General features: G+C 31.0%; 13 protein-coding genes. 6 read left to right on the top strand and 7 right to left on the bottom strand.

The genetic code is table 11. The features are described 5' to 3' along the window. The first annotated feature begins 36 nt into the window (after positions 1-36). The 3 genes from QLS71_RS10285 (at position 37) to QLS71_RS10275 (ending at position 4,247) form a co-directional block, all read left to right on the top strand. Positions 37-2,091: a response regulator gene (locus tag QLS71_RS10285; protein ID WP_308993811.1), complete on the top strand. Its 2,055-nt coding sequence runs from the start codon at positions 37-39 to the stop codon at positions 2,089-2,091. Positions 2,092-2,442: 351 nt separating this feature from the next. Then, positions 2,443-3,660 (top strand): hypothetical protein, encoded by a 1,218-nt coding sequence (locus QLS71_RS10280; protein ID WP_308993812.1) that lies wholly within the window; start codon positions 2,443-2,445, stop codon positions 3,658-3,660. A gap of 107 nt (positions 3,661-3,767) precedes the next feature. Beyond that, positions 3,768-4,247: a hypothetical protein gene (locus tag QLS71_RS10275; RefSeq protein ID WP_308993813.1), complete on the top strand. Its 480-nt coding sequence runs from the start codon at positions 3,768-3,770 to the stop codon at positions 4,245-4,247. Positions 4,248-4,317: 70 nt separating this feature from the next. Here QLS71_RS10275 and hemL read toward each other — a convergent pair whose 3' ends face one another. The 4 genes from hemL to QLS71_RS10255 are packed head-to-tail and all read right to left on the bottom strand — an operon-like array spanning position 4,318 to position 7,875. Continuing rightward, complete coding sequence (hemL, locus tag QLS71_RS10270) at positions 4,318-5,604, bottom strand: glutamate-1-semialdehyde 2,1-aminomutase (protein WP_308993814.1); 1,287 nt, start codon at positions 5,602-5,604, stop codon at positions 4,318-4,320. A gap of 7 nt (positions 5,605-5,611) precedes the next feature. Next, on the bottom strand, positions 5,612-6,631 hold the full coding sequence (locus QLS71_RS10265; protein ID WP_308993815.1) for a glucosaminidase domain-containing protein: 1,020 nt from the start codon (positions 6,629-6,631) through the stop codon (positions 5,612-5,614). A gap of 4 nt (positions 6,632-6,635) precedes the next feature. After that, entirely contained in the window at positions 6,636-7,547 is a 912-nt protein-coding gene (locus tag QLS71_RS10260) for a pyridoxal-phosphate dependent enzyme (RefSeq protein ID WP_308993816.1), read from the bottom strand. After that, positions 7,525-7,875 (bottom strand): hypothetical protein, encoded by a 351-nt coding sequence (locus QLS71_RS10255; protein ID WP_308993817.1) that lies wholly within the window; start codon positions 7,873-7,875, stop codon positions 7,525-7,527. The genes QLS71_RS10260 and QLS71_RS10255 overlap by 23 nt, the downstream gene beginning before the upstream one ends. 139 nt (positions 7,876-8,014) lie before the next feature. Here QLS71_RS10255 and QLS71_RS10250 point away from each other — a divergent pair, with 139 nt between their 5' ends. Together QLS71_RS10250 and QLS71_RS10245 are read left to right on the top strand one after the other, a co-directional pair. Further along, positions 8,015-8,185: a DUF5522 domain-containing protein gene (locus tag QLS71_RS10250; protein ID WP_308993818.1), complete on the top strand. Its 171-nt coding sequence runs from the start codon at positions 8,015-8,017 to the stop codon at positions 8,183-8,185. Positions 8,186-8,266: 81 nt separating this feature from the next. Next, positions 8,267-8,818 carry a DUF4136 domain-containing protein gene (locus tag QLS71_RS10245; protein ID WP_308993819.1) on the top strand — a complete coding sequence of 184 codons (552 nt, stop codon included), beginning with the start codon at positions 8,267-8,269 and terminating at the stop codon, positions 8,816-8,818. Between the two features lie 87 nt (positions 8,819-8,905). On the opposite strand, the gene QLS71_RS10240 is transcribed toward QLS71_RS10245, so the two are convergent. Further along, positions 8,906-9,658, bottom strand: a complete 753-nt coding sequence (locus tag QLS71_RS10240; protein WP_308993820.1) for an enoyl-CoA hydratase/isomerase family protein — start codon at positions 9,656-9,658, stop codon at positions 8,906-8,908. Positions 9,659-11,392: 1,734 nt separating this feature from the next. On the opposite strand from QLS71_RS10240, the gene QLS71_RS10235 reads away from it, so the two are divergent. Beyond that, entirely contained in the window at positions 11,393-11,863 is a 471-nt protein-coding gene (locus QLS71_RS10235; RefSeq protein WP_308993821.1) for an AraC family transcriptional regulator, read from the top strand. Position 11,864: 1 nt separating this feature from the next. Here the strand turns inward: QLS71_RS10235 and QLS71_RS10230 are convergent, their stop codons facing one another. Continuing rightward, complete coding sequence (locus QLS71_RS10230; protein WP_308993822.1) at positions 11,865-12,836, bottom strand: GSCFA domain-containing protein; 972 nt, start codon at positions 12,834-12,836, stop codon at positions 11,865-11,867. Between the two features lie 99 nt (positions 12,837-12,935). Then, entirely contained in the window at positions 12,936-15,548 is a 2,613-nt protein-coding gene (gene alaS / locus QLS71_RS10225; protein ID WP_308993823.1) for an alanine--tRNA ligase, read from the bottom strand. Between the last annotated feature and the right edge of the window lie 22 nt (positions 15,549-15,570).

Below are 15,570 nucleotides of genomic sequence, written 5' to 3'. Positions count from 1 at the left end.
TTACAACTTAATACAAAAAAAAGGTGATGATTTGTTATGATTAAAAAAATACAATTAGATTTAATAATTGCTATTACCACTTTTTTAGTACTCATAACTCTAATCATATCTGTATATCTAATTTCTATAAACAAGTATTATGCTGTTATAAAAGAAGATTTATTTCATACTGGAAAATTAATTTCGAAAGAATTTAATAAAATTATCCATTCCGATATTTCAAAACTCGAAAATATTAAAAGCAGGTTGGAATTCACTAATGGCTCTTATTTTAAGAATTGGGAGCACGATGCAGATTTAATATTAAAGCAAAACAACACTTTTAAGTTTATTGAGTGGATAGATAGCTTAATGGTTATTAAAAAAATAAGTCCCTCTAAAGGTAATGAACAAGCTTTAAATCTAGACATTTCTAAACTTGATTACAGAAAAAATGAATGGATCAATCATTCAAAAAGTGGAAAAACCAACATTACCTCTTGGTTAAAATTAACGCAGTCTGGAAATGCTTTTCTCGTAGATGTTCCCGTATATTTTAACAAGGTCTTTCAAGGCTCCATAACTGCAGGAATGAACTTTAACGGTAATTTTGACCGATTAGTTAATTATTTAGAAGACGAATATGCTGTAGAACTTTATGATGATACGGGTAATCTCTTTTATGAAGCCAACAATACTATAAAGCTTAAAACAAAACGCCATATTGTTTATACAAACAATATACAAATTGATGAACTTGAAGCTCAAGCTTGGCATTTAAAAATTTATCCCACCGAAAAACTATTAATGGCTGAAGGCAAAATTGTTATTAACATAGCCTTAATTATTGGAATATTTCTGGCCTTCATAGTCTCATCACTTATTTACTTTTATTTAAGGGCCAGAAAAGGCACCAAACATGCAGAAGAATCCAATTTATCTCTAGTTAAATTAAATGACCAATTAAACAAAGAAAAAGACAGAGCTAATAAAGCATCACAAGCAAAAACCGATTTTTTATCGAATATGAGTCACGAAATCAGAACCCCTTTGCATGCTATTATTGGTTTTATTGAACTTTTAAAGGACGCAGAATTAAGTGATACTCATCAAGAATATGTGGATTTAATGGACAAATCTTCAAACAATCTGTTAAACCTTGTTAATGACATTTTAGAAATAGATAAAATAGAATCAGGAAAAACAGAGTTAGAGAAACTCGTATTTAATCCAATTAAAGAAATCAAAGAACTAGCTGAAGTTAATCAATTCTTATTTTTAAAAAAGAATCTTTATTTAAAAACAAATTTTGAAAACACTCTTGATTTAACAGTTATTGGTGACTTATACAAACTCATTCAAATTGTAAATAACATTCTAAAAAATGCTTTAAAATTTACTAAAGAAGGTGGTGTTACTATTACCAGTTCTGAAACTGTTATAGAAAATAAATTAAAGCTAATTATTAGTATTGAAGATACGGGTATCGGCATTCCTGAAAACAAATTAAACACTATTTTTAATAGGTTTACCCAAATTGAAAATAGTGTAAAAAAACAACACGAAGGCAGTGGCCTTGGATTGGCTATTTCTGAAAACTTAGTATCTATAATGGGTGGGGAAATTTCCGTTCAAAGTAAACACCAAGTAGGCTCCAAATTTACAATGTCATTTTTATTCGATATCACAGAAACAGACGAAAATGTAAAATATACTAAAAACGACAAAACAATTAAAACCACTGGTATTAACGTGTTAATTGTTGATGATAACAATTTAAATATCATAGTTTTAAAGAAAATACTTGAAAATATAGGGATAGAATCTGATACGGCTGAAAACGGTAAAATAGCCTTAGAGAAAGTTAATAAAAAAGCTTATCAACTTATTTTTATGGATATCCACATGCCAGAAATGGATGGTTGGGAAGCCACTCGTATTATAAGACAATCGGATAAACATGTCATTATTTTTGGATTATCAGCCAATGTAACCACCGAGGCAATTAATAAAGCAATAGAAAACGGTATGAATAACTATCTTACGAAACCTTTTAAGAAGCAACATCTATACAAACTTTTACAATTTCACTTTAATAATAGCGAAGAATAGACTCTTTAACTTAGTTATTGTTTAAACAAATAAAAAGCCCAGTAATTTTACAATTACTGGGCTTTTACAAACTAACCAACTAAACTTAACTTATTACTAAACTAATAACCACTATGTAATTATCATGTGTTCTAATAAATAACTATACAAATTGACGCATTATATACCATCTATTAAAACTATTTAGAAATGTTTAACACATAAAAAGAAAACTTTAAAGCTTCTTTAAGATAAATAGAAATGAATGTTAATTTTTTTAAGAAAAAACAGTTACTTATAATAGATTAGTAAGACTATTTATACCAAAAAAGTAGTTTTTTCATGTATTAAAAAATTTATATATTTTTACAAATGTTAAAAAAAGTAATATTCATTATTACTTGCTGTTTCTGCTGCATTTTAACAGCGCAACAACAAGATAGTCTCTTATTTAAAAATGGTATCGACAAGCCTAGTGTTTTAGCAACTCATCATTTTGGAATTTTCAGCTCTCGAATCAATACCAACTTCAAAATTGCTCCACAAAAAAACACCACCATAGCTTTTAGTTCTATAAGTGGAAACAACTTCCACCCTTTCCTAGAAACCTATCTGCCTAAAGATCCCAAAGTAAGAAAAGAACAAAGCGAATTCGTTTGGCATCATAGAGAGTTCCGTTTTGAAAATCAAGAAACCACTCCTGCAGACTATATGAACATAGTCATTGATGCCGTAATTAAAGAGTTTAGGTTAAGCATTAACATACCTTTAAATAAAAAAAACGAATTAGATATAGCGCTTCGTTCTTATTTAATTAATAAAGGAAAATATCCGTTTTCTTTTTTTACTAGCGATGAAACCATTGAATGGTTCCATAGCAATTTAATTGGAGGCGAAGACCCTTATGGAAGACGTTATTATGGTTTAAATCAAGTAAATTTTAAATACACCGACAGAAACGGAAATATACTTAAACTAAATAATAATGATTTCTTTATAGGGGGCATAGAACTTAATCATTTTTACTATCCAACATTTTCAATAAACAAAACCAAAAACATATATTTTAATTTTGGAAGCCATTTGGGTATTAACACTTCAAAATACAATCCATCTTTAGATTTAGGTATTTCAGCAAACGCTATTAAAAAGATTGAATTAAATAACAACTACCAACTAAATACAGGAGTAGGTATAAATGTGCTACGAAAAAACATCATTAACATTAAGGAAGTTATCGATTTAGGAAATAATTCTTATTTAGCAGCCATTGAAGCCGATGTTGAAATAGCAAAATTTACAAAACAAAAAAATTATAATGCTTTTAGTGTTAACTATCAAATTCAATCTAGGTACAACAAAAAAAAAGAAGCTGATTACTACCAGTTAATAGGTAAATGGGAAGAGATAAAAAGCGGTTGGGAATATGGCTTTTCTAATTTATATAAATCTTTATCATATTGGACTTTTATATACACTTATGGTAGACCAAACCTAACTGTATCTTTATATTTTAAAGAAGATTTTAAAATAAATAATGCTCCCGACCTTCAAATAGGTATCAGCTTAAAAGTACCCGTTTTCAAATAAACTACTCCCACCCCTTTATGTTAACGTCCAGTTAAAGTTAAACTACTGTTTAAACCTTTTTGAATCCTCAATGTCCTAATAGCAAATAACATTAAAATTCAAAAAAAATGAAAAGACTTATAGTAATTGCATTAGCCTTGATATCTATTCAGGGTATTGCACAAGAAGAGAGAAAAGAGCGTCCAAACCGTGGAGAAAGAACCCATAGAATGAGTGACTTAACTCCTAAAGAAGTTGCAAATCTTAAAACAAAAAAAATGACGTTGCATTTTGATTTAAGCGAAAAACAACAAAAAGATATTTATGCCATTAATCTTGAAAACGCAACCAAACGCAAAGCAATGATGGATACCTTTAAAGCAAAAAAGGAAAGTGGTAATATGGAAAAACCATCGAAAGAACAACGTCTTGCAATGCAAAATGCTAAGTTAGATCATCAAATTGCAACGAAAGCTAAAATGAAAATAATTTTAAATAAAGAGCAATTTGATAAATGGGAGAAATCTCAAGGAAAAATGCATAAAAGAAATGTTGGCATGAAAAAATATGATGGAAAGAAAAGAGGAGATGTCCAAAAAAAGCAATAAAATTCAGTTTGTTTAGTTTGTTTTGTTAATGTAAAGCGCATTTATTTTTTATAAAATGCGCTTTCATTTTTTATAATATTTTTGAAACTTTTTTCACAGCTTCAATAGTAAAATCTAAATCATCATAAGATAAAGCGTCGGTAATAAACCACGTTTCAAAAGCACTTGGTGCAATGTAAATACCTTCATTAAGCATGCCATGAAAGAATTTCTTAAAAGTATCATTATTGCCTCTTGCTGCCGTTTTGAAATCTATTACAGGTTTTGCATCGAAATGTACCGAAATCATAGAACCCATCCTATTTATAGTATGCTCCACTTTATTTTCATTTAAAGCCTCGGCGATACCTTTATGTAAATAGGTTGTTTTTTCAGCTAAACGATTAAAAACTTCTCCATCTTCATTCAACTCAACTAACATTGCTAAACCAGCTGCCATCGCTAAAGGATTCCCACTTAAAGTACCTGCTTGATACACGGGCCCTAATGGTGCCAATTCATTCATTATTTCATTTCTAGCTGCAAAAGCACCAACTGGTAAGCCTCCACCAATTACTTTCCCAAAACAAACAATATCAGCTTTAATACTATAGAGTTCTTGTGCACCACCTTTCGCTAAGCGAAATCCCGTCATCACCTCATCAAAAATTAGTAATATATTATGAGTATCGCACAACGTTCTAAGCTGTTTTAAAAAATCAGGTATTGGCGGTACGCACCCCATATTACCAGCAACGGGTTCTATTATAATGCAAGCAATCTCGTTTTTGTTTGCTTCAATTAATTCCTTAACATTTTCGATATTGTTATAATCTGCTAACAAGGTATCTTTTGCCGTACCTTGGGTTACACCTGGACTATTAGGTGTTCCAAAAGTACTAGCCCCACTACCCGCTTGAATTAAAAACGAATCGCTATGACCATGATAACATCCAGCAAATTTTATAATTTTATCCTTTTTAGTAAAGCCTCTTGCCAAACGAACCGCACTCATACACGCTTCAGTTCCTGAATTCACAAAACGTATTTTATCAATATTTGGCACCATAGAAACTGCTAATTCTGCAATTTGTGTTTCTATTTCCGTAGGCATTCCAAACGATGTGCCTTTTTTAGCTTTTTCAACTACCGCATCAACAACAGGTTGATAAGCATGACCTAAAATCATAGGACCCCATGAATTTATATAGTCAATAAAACGGTTTCCGTCTTCATCATATAAATAAGCACCTTTAGCTTCTTTTACAAAAATGGGTGTTCCTCCAACTCCTTTAAAAGCTCTAACTGGTGAGTTTACACCTCCTGGGATAACCTTTTCGGCTTGCGCAAATAATGCACTACTTCTTGTATAATTCATTTGTATTTTAATTTGTAGAATTAACTTGAAGTTCCTGCCCAATATTCAAGGCGTTATCCTTTAAGTCATTCATTTTTTGAAGCTCTGAAACAGTCATATTATATCTTTTTGAAATGGAATACAAGGTTTCTCCCTTTTCAACAATATGAGAACGTTTAACTGCTGTCATTTTGGCTGAGGCATTTTGATCTGAACTTGATACAACAGCATCTTTCGAATTTTTATTTATTTTTAATTTCTGACCCACATTAAGCGACGTGGTAGATAAATCATTCCATGCCTTAATTTCATTTATTGAAATATTAAACTTTTTTGAAATGGAATACATAGAGTCTCCTTTTTCAACATAATACATGGAAAAATCGCCTATCTCTTCTTCATATTTCACATATACCTCTCCTAAAACTTCTGCATCATATGCATGTAAATTGTATCGATTAATTAAACTTATTAGTTTATCAGGATACTTGGTATCGGTAGCATAACCAGCTTTTCTTAATTCTCTTGCCCAACCTTTGTAATCTTCTTTTTTAAGTTTGAAAAGAGCCGCATATCGAGAACGTTGTGACAAAAATAATGAATGGTCTCTGTATGAATATTTGGAATCGTTATATTTTCTAAAACATTCTTGTGAAGCATCGTCATCATGATAAATCTTATCTCCAGTCCAATCGTGACATTTAATCCCAAAATGATTATTAGCTTCTACAGCAAGCCTGCCTCTGCCTGAATTCGACTCTAAAATACCTTGTGCCAAGGTTATACTTGCTGGTATACCGTATAAACGCATTTCTTCTTGTGCAATACTTTTAAAAAGCGCAATATATTCGTCCACAGATGTGATTTTAACCTGAACACCATTCACTACTTCATCTACACCTTCATTTACTCTACTGTTCTGAGCTTCCTTTTTTATAACTACCCGCTCTGTTTTAGGTTTAGAAGTTTTCTTCTTGACTGCTACTTTTTTAGCTCCACAGCTAAAAATAAAACTTGTTAATATACAAAAAACTATTATTCTCTTCATTAAACTACACTATTAATGGTAAACTTTTGCTTTTTAAAACTGTATTCATTCCAGTAATTCCTTGCAAACCACCCGTATGAATTGCTAGTACATTTGTTCCTTTTGGGAAATAACCTTTTTCAATTAAATCAAAAATACCAAACATCATTTTCCCAGTATAAACAGGATCTAAAGGAACTTTATAATCATTTTTAAACTGATTCACAAACGTTATTAATTCGGTATTTATTTTTGCATAACCACCAAAATGATAATCGGTTATCAGCTTCCAATTGGTTTTCGATACAAATTTACTAATATCTTGTTGTAAAAAGGCACCTTTTAAGGCTGGAAATCCTAAAACTTGTTGACTAGGTTTTAAACAATTTATAAGTCCAGAAATAGTTCCACCTGTTCCAACTGCACAACATATATAATGGAATATCTTATCTTGAGGTGTTAAAATTTCTTCACAACCTTTAATAGCCAAAGCATTTGTACCACCTTCAGGAATTAAATAAAAATCACCAAATTCTGTTTTTAACTTTTCAATAAATGTCTCAGTTGTTTTTTCTTTATAAGCTTCTCTAGAAACAAACTTAAATTGCATCCCACATTGTTGAGCAAAACACAAGGTGGAATTATCATTTACAGTATGTAATAATTCATCGCCTCTTATAACTCCTATCGTTTTAAAACCCATAAGTTTCCCTGCCGAAGCAACCGCTGCAATATGGTTAGAAAAAGCACCTCCAAATGTAAGTAGGGTTTTATAACCTGTTTTTTCAGCTTCCAGAAGGTTGTATTTAAGTTTTCGGTATTTATTTCCAGACACAAAAGGATGTATAGCATCTTCTCTTTTTATAAACAACGTAACATCGTTATTCTTAGGCAAAATTATTTGCTGATTAACACTATGTTCGAGATTGAAATTCATTGCTGCGAAGATACTTTAAAAAACTCCAAAATTTTCTGTGTTTTAAATAATCTAGATTAGTTTCATGTGTATAGGCTTCACGTTCAAACGAGATGTTTCTATAGGCTACATGTCTATTTCCATATTGAATGAATCGCATTAAAAACTCCATACCATAAATCAAAAAGAACGGGATCAATAACATCTCTATTTGTTGCCTCAGATGAATGTTTTCATGATTAAGCAAAACAGAATCTTTCTTTAATTCTTTCGATTTTAAAAACACAAAAGGATAGCAAGCAAACCCCAAATAACCTTTATATACTAAATACTTTGAAATAACAATCATGCCTTATGGTTTTCAAAAATCAATCCAAAATACATTATATTTGTTATAGATGAAACGAGCATGTTAAAAATTTCATATTTAAAGAGGAGGATTAAATGCGAACAGCATGTGTCCATTAAAAAGCAATATTTATAGACACATGAAAAAAATAATTCCCATTGAAGAAGGTGACTACTATCTAACCCCAGAAGGATATCGCTGTTTTACCGAACAATACTTATTGAAAAGAGAGTATTGTTGCGAAAGTGGCTGTAGACATTGCCCTTATGGATTTGATAATAAAACCAATAGGACAAAGCATTCAAGGTAACATCAATACTCCCTTGGTATGATTATTGATGTTATTAAAAGAAAAAAATATTTATTTTAATCTAATAAATTTCAAATAGCTATGAAAAAATTACTTAAAACCTTACCATTTTTAGCTTTGCTTCTAATGGTAACATCTTGCAGCTCTGTTAGGGTTGCTGCCGATTATGATAAGAATGCTAATTTTTCAACATACAAAACCTTTGCTTTTTTTAAAACAGGGATAGATAAGGCTGAAATTAGCGATTTAGATAAACGTAGAATTCTTCGAGCCATTGAAACGGAGCTATTGGCTAAAGGTTTTACTAAATCTGATAACCCAGACTTACTTATTAGCCTTTTTACCAAGTCGAACCAACGTGTTGATGTATACAACAACTATTGGGGTAACGGCGGCTGGGGCTGGGGAGGTTTTTATAGTCCTTGGGGTTGGGGTTGGAACCAACAACCTAATGTATCAACCAGAACAGAAGGCGTTTTATATATCGATTTAATTGATGCTAATAAAAAAGAATTGGTTTGGCAAGGTATGGGAACAGGATATTTAACCCAAAATATGGAGAAAAAAGAAGAACTCATTAAAGAATTTGTTTCAAAAATAATGGAGAAATATCCTCCCGGAGCACAACAATAAAACACAATAAAAAAGCAACATTTAGTTGCTTTTTTATTTTAAAATATACATACTCCTACATCTATTCAAATTTCTAGAAAAACTTATCTATCTAAATCGCTTCAACGTATTTTTAGTAAATTTACTCAACACTAAAGCACCACTAATTTCAGCGCGTTCTATTAAAAGAGTTTCCCAATGCTTTGTGCCTTCCCAAAAAACGGATTTCATTTGTTTTAAAGCTTCTGGGTTGTAAGCACTTAATTTTTCGGCTAATTCTTTAACAGCTTCATCTAAGTCTTTCGTAGTTTCAAAAATATCCGCATACAATCCTTTTTCTTTTGCCCATTCCGCAGAAAAAAATGTTTCAGCATCTATTGTCATTTGCGACATAGCAGCCAATCCTATTTTTCTTGTTACTGCAGGTTCAATTACAAATGGTCCAATACCAATACTTAATTCACTTAACCTTATAGAGGCAAATTTGGTTGCTAAGCAATAATCGGTTGCAGCTGCTAAACCAACTCCACCACCAACGGTTTTACCTTGTAAACGTCCAATAATAAGTTTTGGACACCTTCGCATGGCATTGATAACATTAGCAAACCCAGAGAAGAATGCCTTACCCTGTTCTGCATTATTAACCGCCATGACTTCGTTAAAACTAGCACCTGCACAAAACGTTCTATCACCCCCACTTTGCAACACAATAATATTAATAGCATCATGACTTGCTGCCTCTTCAATGGTATCTTTTAATTTAGTTAAAATATCACTGGGCATAGAATTTCTATTCGGATGAAAAAATTCTATATATCCAACGCTATTTTTAATATTTAATATTACGTATGGTTCTGTCATAATTCAGCAATTTCACTAATCTTTTTAGAGGTTGAATATACATAAAACATAAACAAAAAAAAACATTAGTTTGCTTCGACAGAGAAGCCCTAACTAATGTAATTCAACTAATTCTAAACAAATTCAAAATTAAAGAAGAAACTTATATTTTACATGAACATAAAGTTAACAATAAGTTATGTTAAGTTACGTGCAATCTATTATAGAAAAACAACCTAAAATAAGCACAAAAAAAACACCAACAACCCATCTTTTAATGATTAAGTTCGTTGATGTTTTTTAATATGAACTGATTAATAGCATAATAAATTTAACTTAATAACCTGAACCTCAACTAATTTATCGACAAAACGTTATAAAAAAAAGATTAAACGTAGTAATATTATTAATCATACAAGTTTCAACAACAACATTTATTTTGAAAATTGCAAACGTAAATAGTTTTTTCTTTCACGTGTAATACAAGTCAACTAATATCAAATTATTGTAGCAAAATATCACACCTATAAATTTCTTTTCAGGATTTATTATTCCTGTTTGGTAAATGAAATCAAGACGACAAATGGTGTATTTTAAAAAATTATGAAATAGAAAATAGAAAAGGTTGTACTTAATTAAGACAACCTTACCTATACACGCATTAGAATTACTTCTTTTAAAATAATAACCCTCAATAATTTAATTCTAATGCAAAATACATAAACACATCTCTATATAAAATAGAGTAAGCTTTATAAATAGCTTTTACAATAATAGCAATGTAAACATACAGATAAAAACATATATTATTTAGCTAACCTTTTTATTAATAATGAAATTTCAATCAATCAATAAGCATTTAAGCATATCAGTAAGTGCTAAAAAAATCATTGAAGTAAATGTCAAAGTAATAATTTAAAGAAATGGACGAAGTGCAGATAAAAGAGACATATTCTAAAAATATAATAAAAATCGACTTAGTTACTTCATAAAAATTGACAAAATCATACTAATTCGTTATACTTGCAAAATAAACTCTCATAACAAGTGATAGAATCGTTTTTATTTTTATTCACTGGCATTGTTGGCATAGTAACTATAGCCATAATGATGACTTCCTATAAGTCTAATTCATTTTACAATGTGTTTTTATTATTTATCATCCTTATAATTTCCATTCGCTTTTTAATTCATGGCACTTATATATTAGGTTTACAGGATAATTTCCCTCCAGATCAAGGTGTCAAATCCTTATTTTATCTTATTATTATACCTTGTTTTTATTTGTATTATAAAAATTTAGTGCTTGAAGACAAGGCCTATGAGTTGAAAGATTTTAAACACTTCATTTTTATAGGATTTTTATATTTTATAAATACCAATCCTTACATTATAGAGAGTTACGTATTCCAGCACCGACCTGTAATCAATTTCGTTCTGATGGGTGTCTTTATACTTTTATATTTAATATTAATTGTTAGACTGTTAAGCAAAAATATTTGGTTTAAAAAAAACCTTCTTATAAACAACATACAGTTTAGTTTAGTGAAAAACTGGACAATTTATCTATTTATCCTAAACCTATTAGGTGTAATAACTTTATTAGTTTCCTTTTATAGCGAAATATCCTCAAAATCTAGTCTTTCGGGAAAATCGATAGCTATATTATCACTGCTATATTGGTTATTTATTTATTTTAAAATCTTAACTGCTCCCGAAATTTTATATGGCCTCCCTATACTCAATAAAAAAATATTGAAATTCAATTTACTTATAGAAAACCATATGCAAGCTCCTTCCTTAAAAAACACCAATTGGGTTTTAGAAATAAAAGGCGAAAAAAATGAGCAAGATTTAAAATTACAAGAAAAAATAATGTCTAACATTCTTAGTTATACTCAAGAAGTTGACAAGTTAAGTATCGAGGAACATATTTTTAGAGATCCTAAAGCATCTCCATCCGATATTGCAAATAAATTAGGCGTACCAACAAGTCATATTGTTTATTTATTTAAATACCATTCGAACATTACATTTTCAGAATACCGAATGCATTCTAGAATAAAAGACAGTGTTAATTTAATAGAACAAGGCTATTTGAAAGCCAATACCTTGGAATCTTTGGCGTATAAAACAGGATATGCTTCATACAATCCCTTTTTTAGTGCTTTTAAAAAAGTAACAACTTATTCTCCACAAGACTACTTAAAGTCTATGAAATTTTAATTTAGCTTTGAAATTTCATATATGGGTATTCTTTTTGAAGTTGAACGAGCTTTTCCTCTATGCCTGAAAGAAATTTTTGGTGTGCTTCAGAATTTGGGTTGAAAGCTTTATGCTGAATTCCTTTTTGAACCTCATCAACAACTTTCATCGTTTTCGAAGCTTTGTTTGAAACCCAAACTTCTATAAATTTTTCCCAAATATAATTAATAGCCAGATTATTTGGATGCAACATATCTTCTGCATAAAAACGATAATCACGAAGTTCGTCCATCATAATTTCAAAAGAAGGAAAATAAACTAATTGACTATTGCCATTTGATAAGTTTTGATTAATAATTTGATGAATAGCAGAGATTAAATGAGCTTTACTTTGCATGTTTTCAACAAACCCGTCTTTAATATGGCGTACAGGCGATACTGTGAAAATAATAGAAGTTTTAGTATTAATGCTTCTTATTGAATTTATAATTATTTTTAATGATTCGGTAATCGTTTCAACCGATAGCAATTCTTTAGTAAACTGCTTTTGTGGTACTTTATGGCAATTCGCAACAAGTTGATTGGATTCCAAAAACCGATATACCCAGGCTGTTCCTAAAGTAATAATAATATGCGTTGATTCATGAATTTGTTTCTTTGTTAATTTGATTTGATCATTCAATTCATTTAACAACTCTTTTTTAGATGATGCACTTAATTTGGAATGTGCCTCAAAACAATGCCACTGTTCGTTTTGAAAAAAGATATCTGTTTCGGAATATTCTTTCTGGTTGATGGCATTTGAAATTAAAGATTCAATAGCTTTTGGTTGGAATAAAATTCCGAATGGATTTTGGGAATTTTGAAACTTAAAGTACGACAACTTCCCCCCTATATTTTCAACAAAACAAGACCCTAACAATAGAATATTAGAATTATAGTCTATTAAATTGTTAGACTGTTTTTGTAAAGGTATTTGCGTTTGAAGTTTCACCTAATTTAAAGTTGCAAAGCTGCATAGATACAAAGTAGCAAAGCTTAGCTTCCAATAACTTTAAAACTCTGCCACTTTGATTCTTTTAAACTTTTTGTTCTATCCTATATAATTTATTGCTTTCGCTAAAGCCTCATCAATCCCTGCTGGATTTTTTCCTCCTGCAGTAGCGAAAAATGGTTGTCCGCCGCCGCCGCCTTGAATGTATTTACCGAGTTCGCGCACTACTTGTCCTGCATTTAAGCCTTTACTTGCTACTAATTCTTTAGAAATATAGCAAGATAGCAATGCTTTACCTTCACTTTCAGTAGCAAATAGTAAAAACAAATTATCACTATTTTGTCCTAATTCAAAAGCGACATCTTTAATACCAGAAGCATCCAAATCTAATTTCTTAGCTAAAAACTGAATACCGTTTATATCTTGTAATTCACTTTTAAGTTCCCCTTTAATATTTTTTGCTTTTTCTTTTAGCAAGATTTCAATCTGCTTCTTTAAGCTAGCATTTTCGTCTTGTAAATTCTGTAATGCTTTAACAGGTTCTTGGGCGTTATTAAGCAACTCCTTCATTTCAAAATACACTTTGTTATTCTCAGAATAAAAGTCTTTAACTGCATCATTTGTAATGGCTTCAATACGACGTATTCCTGATGCCACAGCACCTTCGGATACAATTTTGAAATACCAAATATCACCTGTGTTTTTTACGTGCGTACCCCCACAAAGCTCAATAGACTGCCCAAAACGAATGGCTCGCACTGTGTCTCCATATTTTTCACCAAATAAACTCATAGCTCCATCGGCTATAGCTTGTTCTTTTGGTATATTTCGTTTTTCTATTAATGGTAATTTCCCTGCTATTCTCGCATTTACGAAATTTTCAACATCCTGCAATTCTTCATTAGTAAGCTTTGAAAAATGTGAAAAATCAAATCTTAAACTTTTTGAGTGTACAGCACTTCCTTTTTGCTCGACATGCGTTCCTAAAATTTCCCGTAATGCTTGGTGTAATAAATGAGTTGCTGTATGATTACACTCTGTTCTGTAACGTTGTTTAGCATCAACAACAGCCTTCAATGATTCGTTGATATCTTTTGGTAGGTTTTTAGCAAAATGTATAATTACATTATTTTCCTTTTTAGTATCTAAAATATAAACCACGTCGCCATGAGTATCTTCTAAATACCCTTTATCGCCAACCTGCCCCCCACCTTCTGGATAAAACGGTGTTAAATTAAACACCAATTGAAACATTTCACCATCTTTTTTTGAAACAACTTTTCTATACCTGGTTAGTTTTACATTCGCTTCAAGCGCATCATACCCTATAAACTCTTCTTCTTTATCATCAACAAGGATGGTCCAGTCTTCTGTACTCATTTCACTAGCGGCTCGCGAACGGTTTTTCTGTTTCTGGAGTTCTTCATTAAAGCCTTTTTCATCTAAATTTAGACTTTTTTCACTTAAAATAAGTGCAGTTAAATCGATGGGAAAACCATAAGTATCATATAATTCAAACGCTTTTTCACCCGAAACAGTATTTCCTTTTGTATCCTCAACAATTCGATTTAATAAAACTAAACCTTGATCTAAAGTTCTTAAAAACGATTGTTCTTCTTCTTTAATAACATTTTCAACCAATTGTTTTTGTGATTTCATTTCTGGGAAAGCGGATCCCATTTTTTCACTCAATACATCAACTAATCTATAAATAAAAGGCTCTTTTTTATCTAAGAAAGTGAAGCCATAACGCACTGCACGACGTAAAATTCTACGAATTACATAACCAGCACCTGTATTACTCGGCAATTGCCCATCGGCAATAGAGAATGCTACAGCACGTACATGATCAGCAATCACACGAATAGCAACATCTATCTTTTCGTTTTTACCGTATTTTTTATCGGTAATGGCTTCAATTTCTCTAATGATTGGTGTAAAAACATCTGTATCATAATTAGACTGCACACCTTGCAGCACCATACACAAACGTTCAAAACCCATACCCGTATCAATATGTTTATCTGGCAAACTTTCTAAGCTACCATTGGCTTTTCGGTTATATTGCATGAATACTAAATTCCAAATCTCAACCACTTGCGGATGGTCTTGATTTACTAAATCTTTCCCTGAAATTTTAGCTTTTTCTTCTGCTGAACGAATATCTACATGTATTTCACTACAAGGTCCACAAGGTCCTTGATCACCCATTTCCCAAAAATTATCTTTTTTATTACCTTTTAAAATTCGGTCTTCAGAAATGAATTGTTTCCACAAATCGTAAGCTTCCGTATCCATAGGCAGTTTATCGTCTTCACTCCCTTCAAAAACTGTTACGTACAAAATATCTTTATCAATACCGTAAACATCAACCAATAATTCCCATGCCCAAGCAATAGCTTCTTTCTTAAAATAATCGCCGAAACTCCAGTTCCCCAACATTTCAAAAAGTGTATGGTGGTAGGTGTCATAACCAACTTCTTCTAAATCGTTATGCTTTCCAGACACACGTAAACATTTTTGACTATCGGTAATACGACTGTTTTTTGGCACAGCGTTCCCTAAAAAGTATTCTTTAAAAGGTGCCATGCCTGAATTTACAAACATTAAAGTAGGATCGTCTTTAAGAACCATAGGTGCTGATGGTACAATGCTGTGTTTTTTATCCTCAAAAAAACTTAAAAATTTAGAACGAATATCTTGTGATTTCATTTATGCTATTTATTGTTTTTAT

Origin of the sequence: Mariniflexile litorale (assembly GCF_031128465.2) — a bacterium.
In the GTDB taxonomy this organism is placed as follows: domain Bacteria; phylum Bacteroidota; class Bacteroidia; order Flavobacteriales; family Flavobacteriaceae; genus Mariniflexile; species Mariniflexile litorale.
Note: the sequence above shows the minus strand (reverse complement) of the source record. Positions and strands in the feature narration are given on the sequence as shown.

What these genes read in the sequence shown, in the direction of transcription:
- QLS71_RS10285 (WP_308993811.1), top strand. Translation starts at nt 37, where the DNA reads ATGATTAAAAAAATACAATTAGATTTAATAATTGCTATTACCACTTTT.
- QLS71_RS10280 (WP_308993812.1), top strand. Translation starts at nt 2,443, where the DNA reads ATGTTAAAAAAAGTAATATTCATTATTACTTGCTGTTTCTGCTGCATT.
- QLS71_RS10275 (WP_308993813.1), top strand. Translation starts at nt 3,768, where the DNA reads ATGAAAAGACTTATAGTAATTGCATTAGCCTTGATATCTATTCAGGGT.
- hemL (WP_308993814.1), bottom strand. Translation starts at nt 5,604, where the DNA reads ATGAATTATACAAGAAGTAGTGCATTATTTGCGCAAGCCGAAAAGGTT.
- QLS71_RS10265 (WP_308993815.1), bottom strand. Translation starts at nt 6,631, where the DNA reads ATGAAGAGAATAATAGTTTTTTGTATATTAACAAGTTTTATTTTTAGC.
- QLS71_RS10260 (WP_308993816.1), bottom strand. Translation starts at nt 7,547, where the DNA reads ATGAATTTCAATCTCGAACATAGTGTTAATCAGCAAATAATTTTGCCT.
- QLS71_RS10255 (WP_308993817.1), bottom strand. Translation starts at nt 7,875, where the DNA reads ATGATTGTTATTTCAAAGTATTTAGTATATAAAGGTTATTTGGGGTTT.
- QLS71_RS10250 (WP_308993818.1), top strand. Translation starts at nt 8,015, where the DNA reads ATGAAAAAAATAATTCCCATTGAAGAAGGTGACTACTATCTAACCCCA.
- QLS71_RS10245 (WP_308993819.1), top strand. Translation starts at nt 8,267, where the DNA reads ATGAAAAAATTACTTAAAACCTTACCATTTTTAGCTTTGCTTCTAATG.
- QLS71_RS10240 (WP_308993820.1), bottom strand. Translation starts at nt 9,658, where the DNA reads ATGACAGAACCATACGTAATATTAAATATTAAAAATAGCGTTGGATAT.
- alaS (WP_308993823.1), bottom strand. Translation starts at nt 15,548, where the DNA reads ATGAAATCACAAGATATTCGTTCTAAATTTTTAAGTTTTTTTGAGGAT.